Source organism: Chromohalobacter beijerinckii (assembly GCF_023061185.1).
Lineage (GTDB): Bacteria > Pseudomonadota > Gammaproteobacteria > Pseudomonadales > Halomonadaceae > Chromohalobacter > Chromohalobacter beijerinckii.
Map to the genome: position 1 here is coordinate 258,521 of NZ_JAKGAK010000002.1, position 19,696 is coordinate 278,216.

Annotated in this window: 17 protein-coding genes and 1 pseudogene; 11 read left to right on the plus strand and 7 right to left on the minus strand. The window is 61.8% G+C overall.

Annotated features, from left to right (window positions below; all coding sequences use genetic code 11):
• Positions 1 to 74: 74 nt before the first annotated feature.
• Complete coding sequence (phnD, locus tag L1075_RS03240) at positions 75 to 1,130, minus strand: phosphate/phosphite/phosphonate ABC transporter substrate-binding protein (RefSeq protein ID WP_246939824.1); 1,056 nt, start codon at positions 1,128 to 1,130, stop codon at positions 75 to 77.
• A gap of 198 nt (positions 1,131 to 1,328) precedes the next feature.
• Between phnD and L1075_RS03245 the strand changes: the two genes are divergently transcribed.
• The 4 genes from L1075_RS03245 (at position 1,329) to gstA (ending at position 4,455) form a co-directional block, all read left to right on the plus strand.
• Positions 1,329 to 2,165: a DeoR/GlpR family DNA-binding transcription regulator gene (locus L1075_RS03245; RefSeq protein ID WP_052445131.1), complete on the plus strand. Its 837-nt coding sequence runs from the start codon at positions 1,329 to 1,331 to the stop codon at positions 2,163 to 2,165.
• On the plus strand, positions 2,162 to 2,998 hold the full coding sequence (locus L1075_RS03250; RefSeq protein ID WP_246939827.1) for an HAD-IIB family hydrolase: 837 nt from the start codon (positions 2,162 to 2,164) through the stop codon (positions 2,996 to 2,998). Before L1075_RS03245 ends, L1075_RS03250 begins: the two co-directional genes overlap by 4 nt.
• Before the next feature lie 98 nt (positions 2,999 to 3,096).
• Positions 3,097 to 3,804 (plus strand): MBL fold metallo-hydrolase, encoded by a 708-nt coding sequence (locus tag L1075_RS03255; RefSeq protein WP_246939829.1) that lies wholly within the window; start codon positions 3,097 to 3,099, stop codon positions 3,802 to 3,804.
• A gap of 45 nt (positions 3,805 to 3,849) precedes the next feature.
• The gene (gstA, locus tag L1075_RS03260; RefSeq protein WP_246939832.1) at positions 3,850 to 4,455 is read left to right on the plus strand and encodes a glutathione transferase GstA; all 606 of its coding nucleotides are present in this window, start codon (positions 3,850 to 3,852) and stop codon (positions 4,453 to 4,455) included.
• Positions 4,456 to 4,483: 28 nt separating this feature from the next.
• Here the strand turns inward: gstA and L1075_RS03265 are convergent, their stop codons facing one another.
• From L1075_RS03265 to L1075_RS03275, 3 genes are all read right to left on the minus strand, one after another.
• On the minus strand, positions 4,484 to 5,668 hold the full coding sequence (locus L1075_RS03265) for an HlyD family secretion protein (protein ID WP_246939835.1): 1,185 nt from the start codon (positions 5,666 to 5,668) through the stop codon (positions 4,484 to 4,486).
• 43 nt (positions 5,669 to 5,711) lie between these two features.
• Positions 5,712 to 7,265, minus strand: a complete 1,554-nt coding sequence (locus tag L1075_RS03270) for a DHA2 family efflux MFS transporter permease subunit (protein ID WP_246939838.1) — start codon at positions 7,263 to 7,265, stop codon at positions 5,712 to 5,714.
• Positions 7,266 to 7,509: 244 nt separating this feature from the next.
• Positions 7,510 to 8,613 (minus strand): NAD(P)H-dependent flavin oxidoreductase, encoded by a 1,104-nt coding sequence (locus L1075_RS03275; protein ID WP_246939841.1) that lies wholly within the window; start codon positions 8,611 to 8,613, stop codon positions 7,510 to 7,512.
• A 342-nt stretch (positions 8,614 to 8,955) separates the two neighbouring features.
• On the opposite strand from L1075_RS03275, the gene mtgA reads away from it, so the two are divergent.
• Together mtgA and L1075_RS03285 are read left to right on the plus strand one after the other, a co-directional pair.
• Entirely contained in the window at positions 8,956 to 9,660 is a 705-nt protein-coding gene (mtgA, locus tag L1075_RS03280; RefSeq protein ID WP_040244305.1) for a monofunctional biosynthetic peptidoglycan transglycosylase, read from the plus strand.
• 59 nt (positions 9,661 to 9,719) lie between these two features.
• A complete protein-coding gene (locus L1075_RS03285; protein ID WP_246939843.1) occupies positions 9,720 to 10,646 on the plus strand; it encodes a Gfo/Idh/MocA family protein in 927 nt (308 codons plus the stop codon).
• Between the two features lie 23 nt (positions 10,647 to 10,669).
• Here L1075_RS03285 and L1075_RS03290 read toward each other — a convergent pair whose 3' ends face one another.
• Together L1075_RS03290 and L1075_RS03295 are read right to left on the minus strand one after the other, a co-directional pair.
• Positions 10,670 to 11,581, minus strand: a complete 912-nt coding sequence (locus tag L1075_RS03290) for a LysR substrate-binding domain-containing protein (RefSeq protein WP_246939846.1) — start codon at positions 11,579 to 11,581, stop codon at positions 10,670 to 10,672.
• Positions 11,582 to 11,626: 45 nt separating this feature from the next.
• Positions 11,627 to 13,179: pseudogene (locus tag L1075_RS03295) on the minus strand (IS3 family transposase).
• A gap of 250 nt (positions 13,180 to 13,429) precedes the next feature.
• Here L1075_RS03295 and L1075_RS03300 point away from each other — a divergent pair.
• Genes L1075_RS03300 through araD1 form a run of 5 tightly spaced genes read left to right on the plus strand, consistent with a single transcriptional unit; the run spans position 13,430 to position 18,880 of the window.
• A complete protein-coding gene (locus L1075_RS03300) occupies positions 13,430 to 14,437 on the plus strand; it encodes an arabinose ABC transporter substrate-binding protein (RefSeq protein WP_082021383.1) in 1,008 nt (335 codons plus the stop codon).
• A gap of 54 nt (positions 14,438 to 14,491) precedes the next feature.
• The gene (gene araG, locus L1075_RS03305) at positions 14,492 to 15,985 is read left to right on the plus strand and encodes an L-arabinose ABC transporter ATP-binding protein AraG (protein ID WP_040244298.1); all 1,494 of its coding nucleotides are present in this window, start codon (positions 14,492 to 14,494) and stop codon (positions 15,983 to 15,985) included.
• A 52-nt stretch (positions 15,986 to 16,037) separates the two neighbouring features.
• Entirely contained in the window at positions 16,038 to 17,039 is a 1,002-nt protein-coding gene (gene araH, locus L1075_RS03310; RefSeq protein WP_040244297.1) for an L-arabinose ABC transporter permease AraH, read from the plus strand.
• Between the two features lie 6 nt (positions 17,040 to 17,045).
• Positions 17,046 to 17,831, plus strand: coding sequence for an SDR family oxidoreductase (locus tag L1075_RS03315; protein WP_246939849.1), 786 nt, complete (start codon positions 17,046 to 17,048; stop codon positions 17,829 to 17,831).
• A 41-nt stretch (positions 17,832 to 17,872) separates the two neighbouring features.
• Entirely contained in the window at positions 17,873 to 18,880 is a 1,008-nt protein-coding gene (araD1, locus tag L1075_RS03320; RefSeq protein ID WP_246939852.1) for an AraD1 family protein, read from the plus strand.
• Between the two features lie 196 nt (positions 18,881 to 19,076).
• Here araD1 and L1075_RS03325 read toward each other — a convergent pair whose 3' ends face one another.
• Positions 19,077 to 19,514: a VOC family protein gene (locus tag L1075_RS03325; RefSeq protein ID WP_246939855.1), complete on the minus strand. Its 438-nt coding sequence runs from the start codon at positions 19,512 to 19,514 to the stop codon at positions 19,077 to 19,079.
• Positions 19,515 to 19,696: the final 182 nt, after the last annotated feature.

Sequence of the window (19,696 nt, forward strand, 5' to 3'; positions counted from 1 at the left end):
CTCCTCGCCCGAGCTCCTGCGATAGAGCCCGGGCGGTCGGTGTCCACGGAAGCCTGGCACACATCTTGTGCGGTTTAGCCATCCAGGTTGTCGGGGGTGTATTTCACACCGTTGGCTTCTTGGATATCGCGAATGACTTCCCAGTCTTCCTTATATGTCACGGGAACGAACTTGGTAACGCCCTCGAACTCCTCGCCGAGTTCGGTGCCGCGCATGTCGAAGGTAAAGAACGCTTCCTTGATCTTATCGATCAGCTCGGGCTTCAAGTTGTGGGCGTAGGTGTAAGCTGTAGTAGGGAATGGCTTGGACTCGTAGATGATCTTGACCTCTTCTGGATCGTAAAGACCGCGATCCGCCATACGGTCGACGACCTCGGAGGCTACCGGCGCTGCATCGTAGTCGCCGGCGACCACGCCGAGCATCGATTGATCGTGCGACCCTGAGTAAACCACTTCGTAATCTTCGCCCGGTACGATGCCTTCTTTCGGGAATAGCGCGCGCGGCGCGAGGTTGCCGGAGTTGGAGGTCGGCGAGGTATGGGCTATACGCTTGCCTTCTAGGTCTTCCATGGTGTCGATGCCGCTATCCTTGCGCGTGTAAAGCTGCAAGGTATAGCCGAATTCGCCTTCTTCCGAGCCCATGATAGCGAATGGCACGGCCCCGGCGAGATTGACCGCGAAGGGCGTTGGGCCGGTGGAGAATCCCGCAACGTGAATACGATCGCTGCGCATGGCTTCTATCTCGGCGGCATTGGACTGCACGGCATAGAAGCGTACGTCCTTGCCGGTTACCTCGCTGAGATGCTCTATGAACGGGTCCCAGATATCGGCATAGATGGCCGGATCCTCGACTGGGGTGTAGGCGAAGATCAGCGTCTCGGGGTCGATGTACTTGCTGGGGTCGCTTGGCGCATCGGCGACCAGATCGCCGTCGGCATCGCAGTAGATCGAGGCCAGCGCACCTCGCTGCGAGCAGTCTTCGGCAGCCTGAACCGTGAGTGGAAGGGCCGCTAATAGTGCCGTTGCCAAAAGGTTGCGCGGGCGCTGTATGCCACGGAACAAGGCAGAAAGGGCATTGGTGGAAGTGATGAATGACGCGTATGCGGGCGCTTGAAAAGCATCGTGGGTCATGGCGTGGACTCCTTGTATCCCTGACTGTGATTGTTCGTGTGGGATTATCTGGAGGCTAGACTAGCTAAATTGGTATTTACAACAAAAATGCAGCATTGTTCGCCAATAGTCGCAATACAATGTGGCAAAACACAGATTAAAGTGTGGGAAATAGCGACCCAGGTAGCCTTGCTAAATGTGTTAAGGAGTCTTAGCGTCATGAGCCGTAAGCCGCGCAAGGACGAACGTCATGCTCAGATCCTCGAGGTTCTGCGCTATACGCCCCACGTGCGCATTGCGACGCTTGCCTCGCGCTTTGGGGTGACCGCCGAGACGATACGCCGCGATCTGGATGCACTCAGCGACCAGGAGTTACTCGACCGTGCCCATGGTGGCGCCGTGGCGCGCCCGATGGGGATTCAGCCGCCCATCGATGAGCGCGAGCAAGCGACGGTCGACGAGCGGCGGGCTATTGCTCATACCGCTGCCCGGCTGCTGGAACCCGGTCAGGTCGTGATGATCGACGCCGGCTCCACGACCACTCAGCTTGCTTGGCAGTTGGCGGCCAACGGACAAGCGCTGACCGTCATCACCAATAGCTACCCCGTAGCGCGCGCGATGGCGTCTTCGGCGTCTCGACTGATCTTGTGCCCCGGCGACTTCAATGCCCGTGAAGGCGGTGTTTTCGGGCAGGACACGACCGACTATCTGACCCGTTTTCACGCCAACATCGCTTTCATCGGCGCCAGCGGTTTGACGCCAGAAGGCATTCTCGACGTCAACCGTGACGCTGCTTGGGTCAAGCGCACGCTGATTTCGCGCAGCGAAAGGACCTACCTACTCGTCGACCACACCAAATTCGCCCAGACCGTACTCGAGCGAGTGGCGCCGCTGAGCGTACTCGATGGCATCGTCACCGACCGAGCGCCATCCGATGCCATGACGCAGCGCTTGGAACGTGCCGGCGTCGCCGTACATATCGCCACTCTCGAGGCTATCGACAGCGCGCTATCGGCGCGCGCCTCGGACACTACTGCCCGCGAGGATACCGCATGAGCGCTCCCCAGCCGTTGCAATGTGCGCCACGTGAGACGTTGGCCGGTGTGTCGGTGGTGCTGACCGATGTCGATGATACCTTGACTCGCCATGGTCGCCTTGCGAGTACAACGCTGGCTGCACTGGAGCGACTCGATGCCGCCGGTATTACGGTGATTCCGGTCACCGGCGGTTGCGCTGGCTGGTGCGATCATCTCGTTCGCGCCTGGCCGGTCGCGGCAGTCATCGGCGAAAGCGGGGCCTTCCGGTTTCGGCGCACGCTGTCGGGTGGACTGGACATTCACAGCGTGCGACCGCTGACAGCACTGCATGAAGAACAGCACCAACTGCTAGCGATTGCCGAGCAAGCGATGCGCGCCGTACCCGGATCCCGATTGGCCGCCGACCAGCGTTACCGCCTGGCCGATGTGGCTGTCGACCATGGACAAGATGTAGCGCCCCTTGATGATGACGCAATTGCACGTCTAATCGCGGCTTTTCATGACGCTGGTGCTAGTGCTCGAGCCAGTTCGATTCACGTCAATGCCTGGTTCGGCGATCATGATAAGGCCACCATGGCGGATTGGGTGCTTGAGCATGATCTTGGCCTTCGTCCCGAAGAACGCCGAGATCGTGTTTTGTTCATCGGTGATGCGCCCAATGATGCGTCTCTTTTCCAGCGCCACCCGCTGAGTGTGGGCGTTGCCAACTTAGTCACGCGCCTCGATCAATTGCCTCGGCCTCCACGCTGGCTATGTAATGCCAGCCATGGTGACGGCTTCGTGGAAATGGCGGAGGCGCTGCTCGCCGCCAAAGCGTGGACAAGCGCTAACACGAGGGAGAGGGACGGATGATGTTACCGGGGTTTCTGTGTGCAACATGCGGGGTGCAATATCCCGCGAGCGAGGCGCCGCCGGCGCGGTGTCCGGTATGCGAGGACGAGCGGCAGTACGTGCCGGCATCGGGCCAGCAGTGGACGACGCCTACGGCGCTTGCGGCGGGGCATACCAATACCTTTCGCGAGATGGCGCCGGGACTACTGGCGCTGGGCACGGTGCCGAAATTCGCCATTGGCCAGCGGGCGTTCTTGCTGCGCACGCCCCACGGCAATGTGTTGTGGGATTGCCTTAGCCTGCTGGATGCGGCGACGATCACGTTGATCGAGGCGCTGGGCGGGCTAAAGGCCATCGTCATTTCGCACCCACATTACTACGCCACCATGGCGAGCTGGGGCCGTGCGTTTAAGTGCCCAGTGTATGTGCATGCAGCGGATCGCGAATGGATCATGGTGCCTGATGAAGCGCTCACTCCGTGGGAGGGCGAGACGCTGGAGGTGCTGCCCGGAGTGACGGTGCACCGTTTGGGCGGGCATTTCCCCGGTGCCAGCGTGCTGCATTGGGAAGCGCACGGTACATTGTTGACCGGAGACACGCTGCTAGTCACGCCGGATCGCATGGCGTCGTTCATGTGGTCGTACCCCAACAATATTCCGTTGCCTGCCGACGAGGTGACACGCATCGGCGAGCGTTTGCATGCACTGGAATTCGAGACCGCCTACGCGGCATTCTGGGGCAGCGAGATCACCACCGATGCCAGCGCCGTTGTGGCGCTGTCGGTAGCGCGTCATTGCCAGGCATTGAAAGCGCCTCGGGCGAAGTGAGCGCACACCTTTAAAACCCAATAGGACAATCATGGAGCGCATGACATGAAGCTGTATCTCAAGCCGGGTAGCTGCGCGATGGCCGTGCACATCGCGCTGGAAGAGGCGGAGTTGACCTACGAGATCGAGAAAGTGGATCTGGCTGCCAAGAAAACGGAGCGCGGCGAGGATTATCGGGCGATCAGTCCCAATGGGTACGTGCCCGCCTTGGTGTTGGACGACGGTGAGGTGATGACCGAGGCGGCGGCGATTCTTCTCTACGTCGCCAATCTCGCACCGGAGGCCGAGATGGCGCCTTCCCCGGGTAGCAAGGCGTATTTCGAACTATTGAGCCAACTGGTCTTCATCTCCACCGAGCTGCACAAGAACTTCAGTCCGTTCTTCAAGCCCAATAGCGGCGAGACCTGGCGTGGTATCGCTCAGAAAAATCTCGAGACGCGGCTATCGCTGATGAACGAGCGCCTGACGTCGCGTGAATACGTGATGGGCGAGCGCTTCAGCGTGGCGGACGCTTACCTATTTACGGTGCTCAGTTGGGCGCAGGTGGTGGATGTCTCGCTGGACGCGTGGCCCCATTTGCAGCGTTTCGTGGCGCGCATCGCCGAACGGGACTCGGTTCAGCGCGCCATGCAGGCCGAAGGCTTGAAGTGAGCAATCGCTTGCGCTAGGCCCGTCTTACTCAGCCGTGATCGCGCGGTTCGGCGTCGCTGACGTCGATATCTACCTCGACCATCATCCCAGGGCCGATCAGCTCGGTCGGCCCATCGTCGAATTGGATGCGCACCGGCAGGCGTTGGGTGATCTTGGTGAAGTTGCCGGAAGGGTTGGGGTCCGGCAGTAGCGCGAACTGGCTGGTCGCGGCGCGCCCAATGACGCTGACATGGCCCTTGAAGGTGGCGTCCGGGAAAGCGTCGACGGTGATCGACACCGGCTGGCCTTCGCGTAGCTCGCCGATGTCGGTCTCCTTGACGTTGGCCTCGACCCACAGCTTGTCGGGGTCGTGCATCATCAGGATCGGTTGCCCGGCACTGATGTACTCGCCCTGATCGGCCAATGTCTTGTTGATTACGCCGTCGCTGGGGCTCGTGATATGCAGGTCGTCGAGGCGTAGACGTTCCTCGTCACGCTTGGCCCGGGCGGCGGCGAGATTTTGTTCGGCGATTCCCACCTGTTTTTTCAACACGTCGGGGTTGGGCAGTGGCATCTGCGAGCCGTTTATGAAGCCCACCTGGGCGTTGTCGGCCAGCGCCTGGCTGACTTCCACTTCTTGTTGCGCCTGGGCGTGCTCGGCCTTGGCGGCCTGATAGGCGTAATAATCCTGATCGCGGCGCTGTTCGGAGACCGACTTCTTCTTGTACAACGTGTCGGCGCGCTTGAACTCGCGTTCGGCCTCGGTGAGTCGTGCCTGCGCGGCCTCCTCGGCGGCTTGGCTGGCCTCGAGGTCTTGATGGGTCAAGTTCATGCCGCCTTCAAGCTGCTTTTGGGCCATCGCCAAACGTGCCTTCTCGTAGTCGAGCTGAGCCTGCTGCGCGGCGACGTTGGCCTCGAGCGATGCCATCTTGCGCTCATCGGGCTTACTGTACAGCGATGCCACGGCGTCACCTTGCTTCAGGGTATCGCCCTCGGTGAGCGTGAAGTCGGTGATGCGACCGTCCAGGCGGCTACTGACCGTGATCTGATCGGCCATGACGCGGGCGTCCTGAGCGCTGACGTGGGTCACGCGATGAGCGATGGCGAAGCCGAGCCAGATCAAACAGAGCACGACGAGAATCGCCAGAATTAGCCACTTGCCGCGTGGCGGCAGGCGGCGTTTGTCGGTTGCCTGTGGTGTTGTGTCGTCGGTCATGGTGGTGTCGTTGGTCATGACAGTGTCCTTGGTCGAAACGTGCGTTACGTAGACGTCGTGGTCACTTGGGCGTCGTGGCGCGCCAGCGGCTGAGCAGAAGCGAGGGGATCGCGACGATGAACAGGCTCCCCGTGAGCACCCAGAAGCCATCTTGATAAGCGAGGATCGATGCCCAGATCGTCTCGATACGTTCCATCAGATATCCGGCCATGGCACCTTGCTGGGTGGCGGCGGTGCCGAGATGGCCAGCCAGCTCGGCGAGCTGGTGGAGTTGCTGCTGGGCGAGGGCGTTATCGGCGTTGACGCCCGCGTTGAGCGCTTGTCCATGCTGTGCCGTTTGCCGGTCGAGCAGGATGACCAACGCCGCCGTGCCCAGTGCACCGCCGAGCTGCAACGCGAAGTTGATAGCGCCGGAACCGTGGCCGGTCAGGTGCCGGGGCAGGCCGGCGATGGCGTTGGAAAGTGTTGGTGGGGGAAACGCGGCCATGCCGATGGACAGAATGCCCATCGCCGTCGCCAGGTATGCGAACGAGGTATTCCAGTCCATTTGTGCCATCAACCACACCGCATACATCGTGCAGGCCAGCCCCGGCATGGTGAGTCGGTGCGGTGGGTGACGGTCGCTCAACCAACCCACCAGTGGCACTAGCACTCCCAGCACGGCGGTGGAGGGCAGAAAGATCTGTCCGGCGGTGATCGGGCTGTAATGCAGCACCGACTGCACGAACTGCGGCAGCAAATACATGATGCCGTAGAAGGTGCCACCGAACAGGAACATCGCCAGGGTGCCGACCACGAACACGCGATTGCGGAAAATCGCCAGTTCCATCAACGGATGCGCGGTGCGCTTCTGCCAAACCACGAACGCGGTGCCACAGACGAGGGCGATGAGGATCAAGCCCGGCACGCGCGGGTCATACCAGCCCCAGCGCTGGCCGTTGGAAAGCGCCGCGAGCAGTGAGAAAACCGCAACGAATAGCAGCACGACGCCGGCCCAGTCGAAGGGCGGGCGCGGGCCCTTTTGTTCTCGCGAGGGCAGGAAGAAGTAGCCCATCACCGCCGCCGCCACGCAGATCGGTAGGGTCACGAAGAAGACGTAACGCCAGGTGAAATGCTCGACCAGCCAGCCGCCGATCACCGTGGCCAGCGTCAGCGGCAGTCCCAGGCACATGCCGTACATCGCTGTCGCCATGCCGCGTCCTTCGGGCGGATAGGCCGCGAACAACGCCTGCATTGCCACCGGACGGATCAGCCCTGTCATTCCGCCCTGAATGACGCGTGCAGCGATGAGCATGCCCATGCCTTGTCCCAGGCCACCGAGGATTGAGGCGGCGATGAACACGATCAACAAACCGATGAAGGTGGCGCGCTGGCCGACGGCGGAGACCAGCCACGGCGCGACGAGCAGCGAAACGGTCGTCGAGGCCAGAAAGCCGGTCGACAGCCACTGGACCTGGGAATCGCTCATGCCGAACGCGCCTTTTATATAAGGCACCGCTACATTGACGATGGTGATCGACATGCCGAGTGCCACGAGTCCCAGCATCACGGTCAGGGTGACCCACAGGCGGTAGCGGGGGCCGTAGCGTTCGAAGAGCCGGTCGACCTGCGTCATGCGCGGCCACCGACGCAGAGGGAGCGATGGCACCGGGAAGCGGGTGCCAGCGAGAGAGGATGCAAAGCCTTTTCCTTGTGTGTCGTGGGCGTTACCGGAAGCGGATGCGACGTCGCTGAGGACGAAAGCAGGCGAATCGATAACGTGACGATATTTTGTTGGCTAAGGGATTATGACGGCTTTGCAGGTCGTCTTTCAACGGGCTGATCGTCGGAGGTGGCAAGTCAGGGTGACGGGGGCGTGATCAACGCGGAGCCAGCGTCTGGAGTCGTGCCAGCGTCTCGTCGCCCAGTCGGCGCGTGAGAGTCTCGGCGTCGCCGTGGGGCGACAGTGCCGCTGCCTGGCCGGCCCACAGCGATGAGAAGTCGCCACGTCCTTGGGCCTCGGCGGCTTGCTTGAGCGGAGCGAGCGCGCCACCGGCGGTGGGGAAGGGCGGGGCGGCTGGAGAGAGCGGGCCGAGCTCGCGAATCACTCGATTGACGAGGCTGCGCGCCGGGCGGCCGGAGAACAGGCGGGTGACGACAGTGTTGTCGTCGCGGGCCTTGGTCAGGGCAGCGCGATGAATGTCGCTGATCAGACTTTCCGGCGTGGACAGGTAGTAGCTGCCGAGCTGCACGCCACAGGCACCCAACGCGAAGGCGGCGGCGACGCCGCGTGCGTCGCCGATGCCGCCGGCGGCGATGACGGGCCGGTCGATGGCATCGACGAGCTGCGGCACCAGCGCGAAGGTGCCGGGCTGGCGGGCCATGGCGTCGGCCACCGTGTCCGCGCGGGTATCCTCCAGAAAAACACCACGGTGTCCGCCGGCTTCGAGCCCCTGGGCGATGATGATGTCCGCACCGTTGGTGGCCAGCCAGCGGCCCTCGGCGACGGTGGTGGCACTGGCCATGACCGTGGCGCCGGTGGCTTTAACGCGGGCCAGCAAGGGCGCGTCCGGCAAGCCGAAATGAAAGCTCACGACCTCGGGACGCAGACGCTCGACCAGCGCGCACTGGACCTCGTCGAAGGGCGTGCGTTGGGCGGCCGGGGCGGCATCCTCGGGGTCGAGTCCCGCCTCGCGATAAAACGGTGCCAAGCGCTCGCGCCAGGCAGCTTCGGCGCAGGGATCGGGCGGTGACGGCAAGTGGCAGAAAAAGTTGAGATTGAGCGGGCCGGTGGCATGCTCGCGAAACCGTGCGACTTCCTGCTCGATTCGCTTGGGGGCGAGCGTGGCGCAAGGGATGGAGCCCAGCGCGCCCCCTCGACTAGCGGCGATGGCCAGTGTCGCGTCGTTGGCGCCAGCCATGGGAGCCTGGACGATGGGCAGTTCGATGGCGAGGCGGTCGAGCAGTTCACGTTGCGGCCACATGGCGATGCTCCCGAGTATCACGGTAAGGAGGCGGCGACCCTGGTATCAGGACCGGCACGACCCATGATCGAATGAGCGGGTCGGGGTTGCAAGCACACTAATATGGATGTCATATCGCACTACTTTGGTATCACGCCTTTGGTCTTGGGTGTGCAGGGTGGCATCCGTTTATTAGGGGGCATGCGAATATGATAATCGAATAGATATCGCTTTTAGCCACGAAACGCATTAGATGGCTATCGGCGCACGCAGTAGGTTGGCGTCGGGCTATGCGGCAGTCTGTTAACGGGCAGGCCTGATATACTCCTTCGTCATGATGCTGCGACCCAATAAGGCTAACGCATGACGCGGGATTGGTTGCGCAGGGGACTGCGCTTTTTGTTGTTCGTGATACTCGGCTTCGTCGGGCTGTCGGTATTGCTGGTGCTGGTGTTTCGTGTGGTGCCGGTCTTCGGTTCGACGGTGATGCTGGAGCGTAAGATCGAGTCCTGGGTGAGTGGCGAGCCGATCTCGATCCAGCAGCAGTGGCGGCCGTGGGCATCGCTTTCCGACAATGCCAAGCTGGCGGTGATCGCCTCAGAGGACCAGCGCTTTCCCATGCATCACGGCTTCGATTTCAATCAGATGCAGAAGGCACTAGACGCCTGGTTCAGCGGCGACAGCCTGCGCGGTGCCAGCACCATCAGCCAACAGACCGCCAAGAACCTGTTCCTGTGGACCGGACGCACCTGGGTGCGCAAGGGCTTCGAAGCCTGGTTCACGGTATTGATCGAACTGCTGTGGCCCAAGGAGCGCATCCTCGAGGTGTATCTCAATGTGGTGGAGTGGGATAGCGGCGTGTTCGGTCTCGAAGCCGCCGCGCAGCATTATTTTGGCGTGCACGCTGATCAGCTCACCGCAGCGCAGGCCAGCCGTCTGGCGGCGATTCTGCCCAATCCGCGCGAGTGGAGTGCGTCGCGGCCGTCGGCGTACATTCAGCAACGCAGCCAGTGGATTCGGCAGCAAATGCGTCAACTGGGCGGCAGCGCCTACCTCGAGCGCTTATGAGCGGGTGGCGCGGCATGGCCTCACCCTCGCGCGGATGATTCATCGGATAAGGAGCCTTCATGAATTCCACTTCCATTGCCATCGTCGGATTCGGCAAGATAGCACGCGACCAGCACGTCCCTGCGCTACACGATAATGCCGCGTTCACGCTCGATGCGGTGGCTAGCCGCAATGCCTCACTTGAGGGTGTCGCGCATTTTCGCGATATCCAGACCCTGCTCGATGAGCGTCCGGACATCCAGGCGATCTCGCTGTGCGCGCCCCCGCAAGTGCGTTATCGCCAGGCGCGCGCGGCTATCGCCGCAGGCAAGCATGTGATGCTGGAAAAACCGCCGGGCGCGACGCTGAGCGAGGTGGAAGATCTACGTGCCCAGGCCGAACGTGCCGGCGTGACGCTGTTCGCGACCTGGCATTCGCGTTACGCGGCGGGGGTTGCCCAGGCCCGTGAGTGGCTGAGTGAGCGTCGCGTGCGTTCGGTCAACGTGCGATGGAAGGAAGACGTGCGGCGTTGGCACCCTGGCCAGGAATGGATCTGGGAAGCCGGTGGTCTGGGCGTGTTCGACCCCGGCATCAACGCGCTGTCGATCATCACTGCGATTCTGCCCGACCCGTTCTTTCTCACCCAGGGCGAGCTTGCAGTGCCGGCCAATCGGCAGGGACCGATCGCGGCGACGCTGGCGTTTCGCGATGCGCATGATGCCGACATTCGGGCCGAGTTCGACTGGCGTCAGACCGGACCACAGACCTGGGACATTCACATCGAGACCGATGCCGGGCCGCTGTCGCTGACTCAAGGTGGCAGTCGCTTGACCATCGGTGATGAGGTGATGATGGAAGGCGGCGATGCCGAGTATCCTGGACTCTACGCACGCTTTGCCGAACTCATCGCCAATGGCGAGAGCGATGTCGATGTCGCGCCGCTACGGCATGTCGCCGATGCTTTCCTGCTTGGCCAGCGCGTCAGCGTCGATGCCTTCCACGAATAAGCGTGCGTTGCTGAGGGCGTGACTCATCGCCCACGGATGATCTCGCGCAGGGTCGACATCAACGCCGCCGCGCCGGGCGAAAGCCGCTGCTCGCGCAGGCTGACCAGCCCGTAGGGCTGCACGCTCAGCGCCTCTGGGAATGGCAGAATGCGAAAGCGCGGCTGGTCGCAGAGCAGGTCCGCTACCTGCTGCGTGGTAACCGTCACGGTATCTGACTTGTCGACCATGGCCAGCGCCACCAGGATGTCCGGCGTGTCGACGATTTGACGCGGCAACGCCACACCATGGTGCAGGAACAGGTGATCGACCCGCTGGCGCATCAAGGCACCGGGCGGCTGCAATACCCAAGGGTAGTCGACCATCGCCGCCAGGTTCAGTGACTCGCGTTGGGCCAGTGGATGGTCGGCGCGACACACGAAACACAACGCCTCCTCGCCGATCTCCTCGAAGACGAAATCGCCCGCCGGAAGCGTCGAGGGAATTCGCGCGATGGCGAAGTCGAACTCACCCTCCATGAGGCGCGGGATCAGCTCGTGGCTGACATCCACATCGATGCTGACCTTGAGGTTGGGACGGTCGCGATGCACACGCTCCACCGCGCTGGTCAGCAGCGTGACGGCAGGCGCCATCACCGTCCCCACCGAGACACTCCCCGCACTGCCCGCATGCAATGCATTCAATTCGTCGCCGGCCTGGTGAAGCGACGACATGATGCCGCGCGCGTGTCGGATTACCGTCTCGCCGTACCAGTTGGGGGCGATGCCTCGCGGGTGACGGTCGAACAGCACGAGGCCGAGCTGGCTCTCTAGCTCTCCCAGCAGTTTGGATGCCGCCGGCTGACTCATACCCAGGCGCTCGGCGGCACGGTGCAGGTTGCGAAGCTCATCCAATGCGATGAATAGCTGCAAATGGCGCAACTTTAGTCGCACCTTCATGAACCAGTCAGTGGCGATGACTGTCAAGCTTGTTGGAACCTGGAATCAGGCGGCTTCTAATCGCTGATCCTGTTGAACCAGCGGGTCTTCCTGGTCGGGGTTCAGCCAGACTGTCCGGCGCGGTGTCCAGTTGCGGGTGGCACTGCTCCACCGCCCGGGATGTTGCCGTTTCGCCTCGGCATAGATGGCGCCTCGCCTTGCCAGCACCTCGTTATCCAGGCCGGCATGCCGCTCACCCGGGGTGACGAACCGTATGGCGCTGTGGCGGTGTTCGTGGTTGTACCAGTGCACGAAGCGCGTCACCCACTGCTGCGCCGCTAACAGGCTCTCGTAGCCGTCCATCGGGTAGTCGGGCCGGTACTTGCAGGTCCTGAACAGCGACTCCGAGAAGGCGTTGTCATTGGAGACCCGAGGGCGGCTGTACGATGGGGTGATGTTTAACCGCTGCAGCGTCGCCTGAAGCGTCGAGCCTTTCATGGCGGAGCCATTATCGGCGTGCAATACCAGTGGCTGGTTGATGCAGCCTTCCCGCAGTACGGCACGCTGGATTACCTCGCTGCTGTTGGCCATGGATTCCTGGTCGAAGACCTCGGCATCGACGATTTTGCGGCTGTAGATGTCGATGATCATGTACAGGTAGTAGAACTGCCCACGCACCTGGGTCGGTAAGTAGGTCACGTCCCAGCTCCAGCAAGCATTGGGGCGTGTCACCCGGTGTCGCTGTGGGTCGCCCTTGGGACGTGGAGCGCGAGCGCGGCCACGGTGGTGCTGCTCACCATGCTCCCGGAGGATGCGGTAGTAGCTGGACTCTGACGCCACGTAGCGGCCTTCTTCGTCCAGCAGCCGCGGCACGATCTGTCCGGGCGGCAGGCTGGCGAACTCAGGACGATGGCAAATCTCCAGCACCTGCTGACGTTCCTCCGGCGATAGGGCATGGCGCGGGACAGGCCTCACCGCTTTAGGCCGGCGATCCTGATCACCCCGCACCCAGCGGCGATACGTGTTGGTACCGATGCCGAGCTCTGCACACGCGGCTTGCAGGCGGGCTCCTTCGGCGAGGGCCTCATCGATCAGCTGTATGGCGTCCTGGCGATCTGAAGTGCTGATCATTCGTCCTCGTCCCCCCAGATCGCTCGTGCCTTTTTTCGCAATGTCAGTAGTGCAGCGGTTTCCGCCAGCGCGGCCTCCTTGCGGCGGAGCTCGCGCTTGAGTGCTTTGTTCTCCTGGCGCTCCGCCTTGCGTGCCTCACTCTGCTGCTTGGTGGCGGCATCGCTTCGGTCGTTAGCGCCTTCACAGCTCGCACGCCAGCGCTGGACCTGCTCGGGATAGAGGCCACGCTGCCGGCAGTATTCGGCACGCTCAGCCTCGCTGAGGGCCGCCGTCTCCAGAACGGCGTGGAACTTGTCCTGCGAGCTCCAGCCTTCGGGATCATCGCTCTGGTCAGGTAGCAAACGGCCTGCTTGTCGAGCCTTCTTGCGCCAGTTGTACAGTGTCGCAGCGGAGATGCCTTCTTCCTGGGCCACTTCTGCCACCGTGCGGTTGTGCGGTGGGAGCAGCTTCTTGAGGATGGCTTCCCGGCGCTCGTCGGAGTACTTCATCGGAACCTCATCACGCCCCATATGGTTCAGAGTCTAACAGCCGCTGAAACTCCAACTAGCGTGACAGTGGGGGGTGGGCAAGGAGCTCATGGTGTCTGGCCTCAGGAGAAAACAATAACAAAATGGATATCGTTCTTCCTGTCAAGTGGCATTAGTAGGTTATTTCGCTGATGCCTATTGTTCAGACTGTTAAGGAACCTGTTCTGTAACACAACAACAATCCCTCACAAGGGACACAGGAGGACGCCGGATGTCATTTACAACACCGATGACGCGCACGCTACTTGGTATGGCCGTGGGCTTGGCGCTGAGCGCGGGGCCTCTGACGGCACAAGCCCAGAGCGATGAGGACGTCAAGATGGGCTTCATCGTCAAGAAGCCCGAGCAGGCGTGGTTCATCAATGAGCAAGAGGCCGCGACCGCATTGGGTGAAGAGAAAGGCTTCGAAGTGGTGCGCTTGTCGGGCGAGGATGGCCAGGAAGTGCTGAGCGCCATCGATAATCTCAACTCGCAAGGTGCCCAGGGCTTCGTGATCTGTCCGCCGGATGTGCGGCTGGGGCCAGCGATCATGAACCGTGCCAAGCAATATGGCATGAAAGTGGTGACAGTCGACGATCGCTTTATCGGCAGCGATGGCGAGCCGATGGAGAACGTGCCGCACTTGGGGATGTCCGGCTACAAAATTGGCGAACAAGTGGGTAACGCCATCGCCGAGGAGATGGACAATCGCGGCTGGGATCCGGACGAGGTCGCAGCGTTGCGTATCACCAACTATGAACTGCCTACCGCAAAAGAGCGTACCGATGGCGCCACGGCCGCGTTGCTCGAGTCCGGTTTCAAGAAGGACAACATCTTCGATGCGCCGCAGCAGAATACCGATACCAGCAGCGCCTTTTCGGCGGCATCGCCGGTGTTCTCCAAGCGTGGCGATTTCGAGCACTGGGTGATCTATGCGCTCAACGAAGAGAGCGTGCTGGGCGGCGTACGCGCGAGCGAGCAGTACGGACTCGATCCAGACCAAGTCATTGGCGTAGGCATCAACGGCTCCGGCGCGGCGTTCGCAGAATTCTCGCGTGAGAAGCCTACTGGCTTCCACGGTACCGTCGCCGTGAGCTCGACCATGCATGGGCGCCAGTCGGCGGACAACCTCTATCAGTGGATCACCGACGGCGAGAAGCCCAAAGCCAATACCGAGACCACCGGCAAGCTGATGACGCGGGACAACTGGCAAGACGTACGGGAAGAACTGGGCTTGTAAGACCGATGCCCGCGCCCCGGTGCGCGGGCAGCTTTTTTTCTTCAGGAGTGCCGTATGTCCGAGGCTTTTCTTCGTTTCGACGATATTACCGTCGAGTTCCCTGGGGTAAGGGCGCTCGACGGTGTGAGTTTTGCCGCGAAGGCCGGCGAGGTACATGCCTTGATGGGCGAGAACGGTGCGGGGAAGTCGACCTTGCTCAAGGTGCTCAGCGGCGTCAATCGTCCCACCTCGGGCCAGCTTTGGATCAACGATCAGTCGCATGTTTTTGCCAATGCCCGTGAGGCGTTGTCCCATGGCATCGCGATCATTTATCAAGAACTCACTCTGTCACCCAACTTATCGGTGGCCGAGAACCTGTTGCTGGGACAGCTGCCGGAGCGTCACGGCTTCATCGATCGGCGCACCATGAAGGCGCGTGCTCGGGAGATTCTCGAAGAACTCGGCGAAGGCGAGATCGATCCGGCCACCAAGGTGCGAGAGCTTTCCATCGGTCAGCAGCAAATGATCGAGATCGGCCGTGCATTATTACGTGACGCCAAGATCATCGCCTTCGACGAGCCCACCAGTAGTCTTTCGGTGCAAGAGACACGGCAACTCAAACGCATCGTTGCGCGGCTACGCGAGGAGGGGCGCGTGGTGCTGTACGTCACGCACCGCATGGAAGAGGTCTTCGAGATGTGCGATGCGCTGACGGTGTTCCGTGATGGTCGCCATATTCGTACGCATGAAACGCTGGAAGGCGTCGATCAAGACATCTTGGTCGGCGAGATGGTGGGACGTCAGATCGAGGACGTTTATGGCTTCAGGCAGCGCGCCATGGGCGATGTGTTGATGCGTATCGATGACCTTCAGGGGCGCGGCGTGAACGAGCCGGTCAGTCTGGAGGTGAAACGCGGCGAAGTGTTTGGTCTCTTTGGGCTTGTCGGCGCAGGACGCAGCGAGTTGATGCGTCTGGTGTGTGGCGTGGAAAAGGCGAGCCAGGGGCAGGTGACGTTTCGCGACAAGACCGGCGTCTTTACCTCGCCTCAACAAGCGATTCGCGCGGGCATCGCCATGTGTCCCGAGGACCGTAAATCCCAGGGGATCTTCCCCGTGGCGAGCGTCTCCGACAATCTGAACATCAGCTGCCGGCGTTTCTTCAAGCGTTGGGGCGTGTTCCGGCATACGGCGCGCGAATCCGAGAACGCCAAGACCTATATCCAGCGTTTGAGTATCAAGACGCCGAACCATCGCACACCGATCAATACCCTCTCGGGGGGGAATCAGCAGAAGGTGATTGTCGGTCGCTGGCTCGCGGAGGAGATCGACTTGTTCGTGATGGACGAGCCCACGCGGGGCATTGATGTAGGGGCTCGACGCGATATTTACACCTTGCTGTATGACCTGGCGGAACAGGGGAAGGGTGTGATCGTGATTTCCAGCGACCTCGCCGAGGTCAGCTCGATCTGCGATCGCATCGGCGTCATGCGCGATGGCGTTCTAGTCGATATCGTACCGCGCGAGCAGGCGACCCAAGAGCGCCTGCTGGGGCTGGCGCTTCCGGCTTGAGTTGCCACCAATCGCGTTGCTCACCCGCTAACAACATGAAGAGATTGACCACATGAGCACAGACAAACTGGCCGCTACCGACACCTCGCCGACGGCGCCAAAACCGCGGGCCAAGGCATTGCGCACGTTGCTCGACACCTCCGGGTTGATTGCGATTTTTTTCGTCCTCTTTATCGCTTTGGCGATATTCGTGCCGGACTTTCTGACCGGCCGCAATATCGTCGGATTGCTACTCTCGGTAACACTGATCGGGACCATCGCGACCACCATGATGATGGTGCTGGCACTCGGCGAGGTGGACTTGTCGGTCGCCTCCATCGTCGCCTTTACTGGCGTGGTGGCTGCCGTTGTGACCTCAACCTCGGGCAGCGTTTTCATCGGCGTACTCGTGGGGATCGCCGCCGGCGGCGCGGTAGGGGCCTTTAATGGCTTCGTGGTATCCAAATTCGGCATCAATTCGTTGATTGCCACGTTGGCGGCGATGGAGTTCGTGCGTGGGTTGGCCTACATCACCTCTGGCGGTGATGCGGTCATGGTCACGGTGCCGAGCTTCTTCGACCTGGGCAGTGCCTCATTTCTGGGACTGACGCTGCCGGTATGGACCATGATCGTGTGTTTCGTGGTCTTCGGTATCGTGCTCAATATGACGGCATTCGGGCGTAATACGCTAGCCACCGGGGGCAACGCCGAGGCGGCGAGCTTGGCTGGGGTCAATGTCCGGCGTCTCAAGATTACCGTGTTCGCCCTGCAGGGCGTCGTCGCGGGCATCGCCGGGGTACTGCTGGCCTCGCGCATGGGACTTGGCGACCCCAACACTTCGATGGGGCTAGAGCTGGCGGTGATTTCCGCCTGTGTGCTGGGTGGCGTCTCGCTGTCTGGTGGGGTTGCCTCGATCACCGGCGTGCTAGTCGGCGTTTTGATCATGGGCTGCGTACAGAATGCGATGGGGCTACTCAACGTGCCCACCTTCTATCAATATCTGGTACGCGGGGCGATCCTGCTGCTGGCGGTGATGTTCGACCGCTGGAAACAAACGCGACGCGCCAAGGGGTGACGTGCGATGTCGGAAAGAGCGCCGCGCCTGCATGACAAACATGTCTTCATTACCGGGGCTGCGGCCGGCATCGGTCGGGCCATGGCCGAGGCTTGTGTCGAAGAAGGTGCGCGCGTATCGCTGGCCGATATTGACCTCGAAGGCGCGCAAGCCGTCGCCCGGCAACTGCGCGATACCGGCGGCGTGGCTGTGGCGGTGAGCTGCGATATCGCCGAGCCCGCGTCGGTGGACGCGGCGCTCGAGACGGCACGCGGGGCGCATGGGCCGGTTACGACGCTGATCAACAACGCCGGGCGCAACGTCTTCCACACGCCGCTTGAAATGCCCGAGGCTGCTTGGCAGCGCTGCATGTCGGTGGACCTGGAAGGCGCCTGGCATTGCGCGCGGGGAGTGTTGCCGGACATGCTCGCGCAGGCGAGCGGCAGCATCATCAACGTGGCCTCGACTCATGCGTTTTCCATCCTGCCAGGATGCTTTCCCTATGCGGTTGCCAAGCATGGCTTGATGGGGCTGACGCGGTCGTTGGGAATCGAATATGCTCGGCAAGGTGTTCGCGTCAACGCCATCGCGCCGGGGTATATCGCCACGCCCGCGGTCGAGGCACACTGGCAAGGGTTCGACGATCCGAAGGCGGCCAGGCAGCGGATCGAGGCGCTGTTGCCGCCGGGGCGCCTGGGAACGCCGCGGGAGGTCGCCATGACGGCGGTTTTTCTCGCCTCCGACGAGGCACCGTTCATCAACGCAAGCTGTATCACCATTGATGGCGGGCGCAGCGTGGTCTATCACGATTGAGCGACCCACCGTCACCGACTCGACCTTCAGGAGCCCATAACATGCAACTCGCACAAGCTCGGAACGACAATGGCGAGCGTTTCGTCCTGGTCATCGAAGACGATCCGACACAGGCGCGTCGTCTAGATGACGTGGATAGCGTGCTAGCCCTGGCACTCACGGCGCTCGATCGCAATGTCGGGCTTGCCGCGTTGGTTGCCGAGTGGCCGGGAGAGGCCCGTATCGACGCCGCGGTATTGTCCGATCAAGGCCGCCTATTGGCACCGCTCGATCATCCCGACCCGGCGCACTTGCTGGTCACCGGCACCGGGTTGACGCATCTCGGTAGTGCCGAGGGGCGCGACAAGATGCACCGCCAAATGAACGAGGCAGATCAGAGCGAAGCGCCGCTCACCGACTCGATGAAAATGTTCCGCAAGGGGCTCGAGGGCGGTAAACCGACCGGCGATGATTTCGGCGTGCAGCCGGAGTGGTTCTACAAGGGCGATGGCGGCATCGTCATGGCCCCAGGCGAGGCGCTGCGCATGCCACATTTCGCGCTGGATGGCGGCGAAGAGCCCGAAATCGCCGGGCTGTATCTGATCGACAACGACGGCGCGCCGCGTCGCATCGGCTATGCGCTGGGCAACGAGTTCTCGGATCATGTCACCGAGCGCGAGAACTACCTGTACCTGGCGCATTCCAAGCTGCGTGCCTGTTCCTTCGGCCCGACGTTGCTCGTCGACGAACTGCCCGACGACGTGCAGGGCACATCGCGCATCCGGCGCGACGGCGGTGTGCTATGGGAGAAACCGTTCATCTCCGGCGAAGACAACATGTGCCACAGCCTCGCCAATCTCGAGGCGCATCATTTCAAGTACGCGCAGTTCTGTCGGCCGGGTGACGTTCATGTGCACTTCTTCGGCACTGCGACACTGAGCTTCAGCGACGGCGTCAGCCCCCAGCCGGGAGATGTGTTCGAAATCGACGCCAAGCCATTCGCCCTACCATTGCGTAATCCGCTGGCAAAGGACGCCACCGCACCGGTGCCGAGCGTCAAACCTCTGTAAGTCTTTCAGGCTATTTTGACCCGAACCCCAACGGCCGCTGGAGCATACCAGCGGCCGTTGGGGTTGTGGCGGGTTGGCGTTGTGCTGAGGGAGTATGTCGGTCAGTTCATCGCTTGCGGTAGATACAATGCGATCCCAGGGAACAGGTGCAATAGCACCACGGCGAGGATCATTAGCAAGAAAAACGGCGCTTAGGTTATGTCTTCTTGAAAAGCTGGGCCTCGCGGTCCTTGAAGGCCTTGAACTCCAGGGCATTGCCGGAGGGATCGTAGAAGAACATGGTGGCTTGCTCGCCGGGTTCGCCCTTGAAGCGTACGTAGGGCTCTATTTCGAAGGCGATGCCATGAGCGCTTAGCTTGTCGGCCAGGGCCTGCCAGGCCTGCATCTCGAGAACCACGCCGAAATGCGGCACCGGCACGCCATGACCGTCCACCGGATTCTTGTGACTGGCCACGGCGGTGTCCTTCAGGGCAGGGTTGAGATGGCAGACGAACTGGTGGCCGAAGAGGTCGAAGTCGACCCAGCTCTCCGATGAGCGGCCCTCGGGGCAGCCTAGGAAGTCGCCGTAGAAACGCCGGGCTTCGTCGATGTCGCGCACCTGCACGGCGAGATGGAAGGGATCGCTTACGGCCATGGGAGCATCCTCGGTGTCAGTTGTGATTGGCATTCGTGAGCCTCGATTCTTTAGCCCGGCGCTGTGCGGCGTCAACTCGTTTTCCCGCGCCGCGCTGAAAGGTTCCACCGATATCGTGCATCGCGAAAAACGATTGGACCGCGCCTCGTGGGCTTTCTTAGAGTGAAATATCCAAACCGTGA

Coding starts and splice junctions, on each gene's coding strand:
- L1075_RS03285 (WP_246939843.1), top strand. CDS start 9,720: ATGAATTCCACTTCCATTGCCATCGTCGGATTCGGCAAGATAGCACGC.
- L1075_RS03325 (WP_246939855.1), bottom strand. CDS start 19,514: ATGGCCGTAAGCGATCCCTTCCATCTCGCCGTGCAGGTGCGCGACATC.
- L1075_RS03265 (WP_246939835.1), bottom strand. CDS start 5,668: ATGACCAACGACACCACCATGACCGACGACACAACACCACAGGCAACC.
- araH (WP_040244297.1), top strand. CDS start 16,038: ATGAGCACAGACAAACTGGCCGCTACCGACACCTCGCCGACGGCGCCA.
- mtgA (WP_040244305.1), top strand. CDS start 8,956: ATGACGCGGGATTGGTTGCGCAGGGGACTGCGCTTTTTGTTGTTCGTG.
- L1075_RS03300 (WP_082021383.1), top strand. CDS start 13,430: ATGTCATTTACAACACCGATGACGCGCACGCTACTTGGTATGGCCGTG.
- L1075_RS03250 (WP_246939827.1), top strand. CDS start 2,162: ATGAGCGCTCCCCAGCCGTTGCAATGTGCGCCACGTGAGACGTTGGCC.
- L1075_RS03315 (WP_246939849.1), top strand. CDS start 17,046: ATGTCGGAAAGAGCGCCGCGCCTGCATGACAAACATGTCTTCATTACC.
- araD1 (WP_246939852.1), top strand. CDS start 17,873: ATGCAACTCGCACAAGCTCGGAACGACAATGGCGAGCGTTTCGTCCTG.
- L1075_RS03245 (WP_052445131.1), top strand. CDS start 1,329: ATGAGCCGTAAGCCGCGCAAGGACGAACGTCATGCTCAGATCCTCGAG.
- phnD (WP_246939824.1), bottom strand. CDS start 1,130: ATGACCCACGATGCTTTTCAAGCGCCCGCATACGCGTCATTCATCACT.
- gstA (WP_246939832.1), top strand. CDS start 3,850: ATGAAGCTGTATCTCAAGCCGGGTAGCTGCGCGATGGCCGTGCACATC.
- araG (WP_040244298.1), top strand. CDS start 14,492: ATGTCCGAGGCTTTTCTTCGTTTCGACGATATTACCGTCGAGTTCCCT.
- L1075_RS03290 (WP_246939846.1), bottom strand. CDS start 11,581: ATGAAGGTGCGACTAAAGTTGCGCCATTTGCAGCTATTCATCGCATTG.
- L1075_RS03275 (WP_246939841.1), bottom strand. CDS start 8,613: ATGTGGCCGCAACGTGAACTGCTCGACCGCCTCGCCATCGAACTGCCC.
- L1075_RS03270 (WP_246939838.1), bottom strand. CDS start 7,265: ATGACGCAGGTCGACCGGCTCTTCGAACGCTACGGCCCCCGCTACCGC.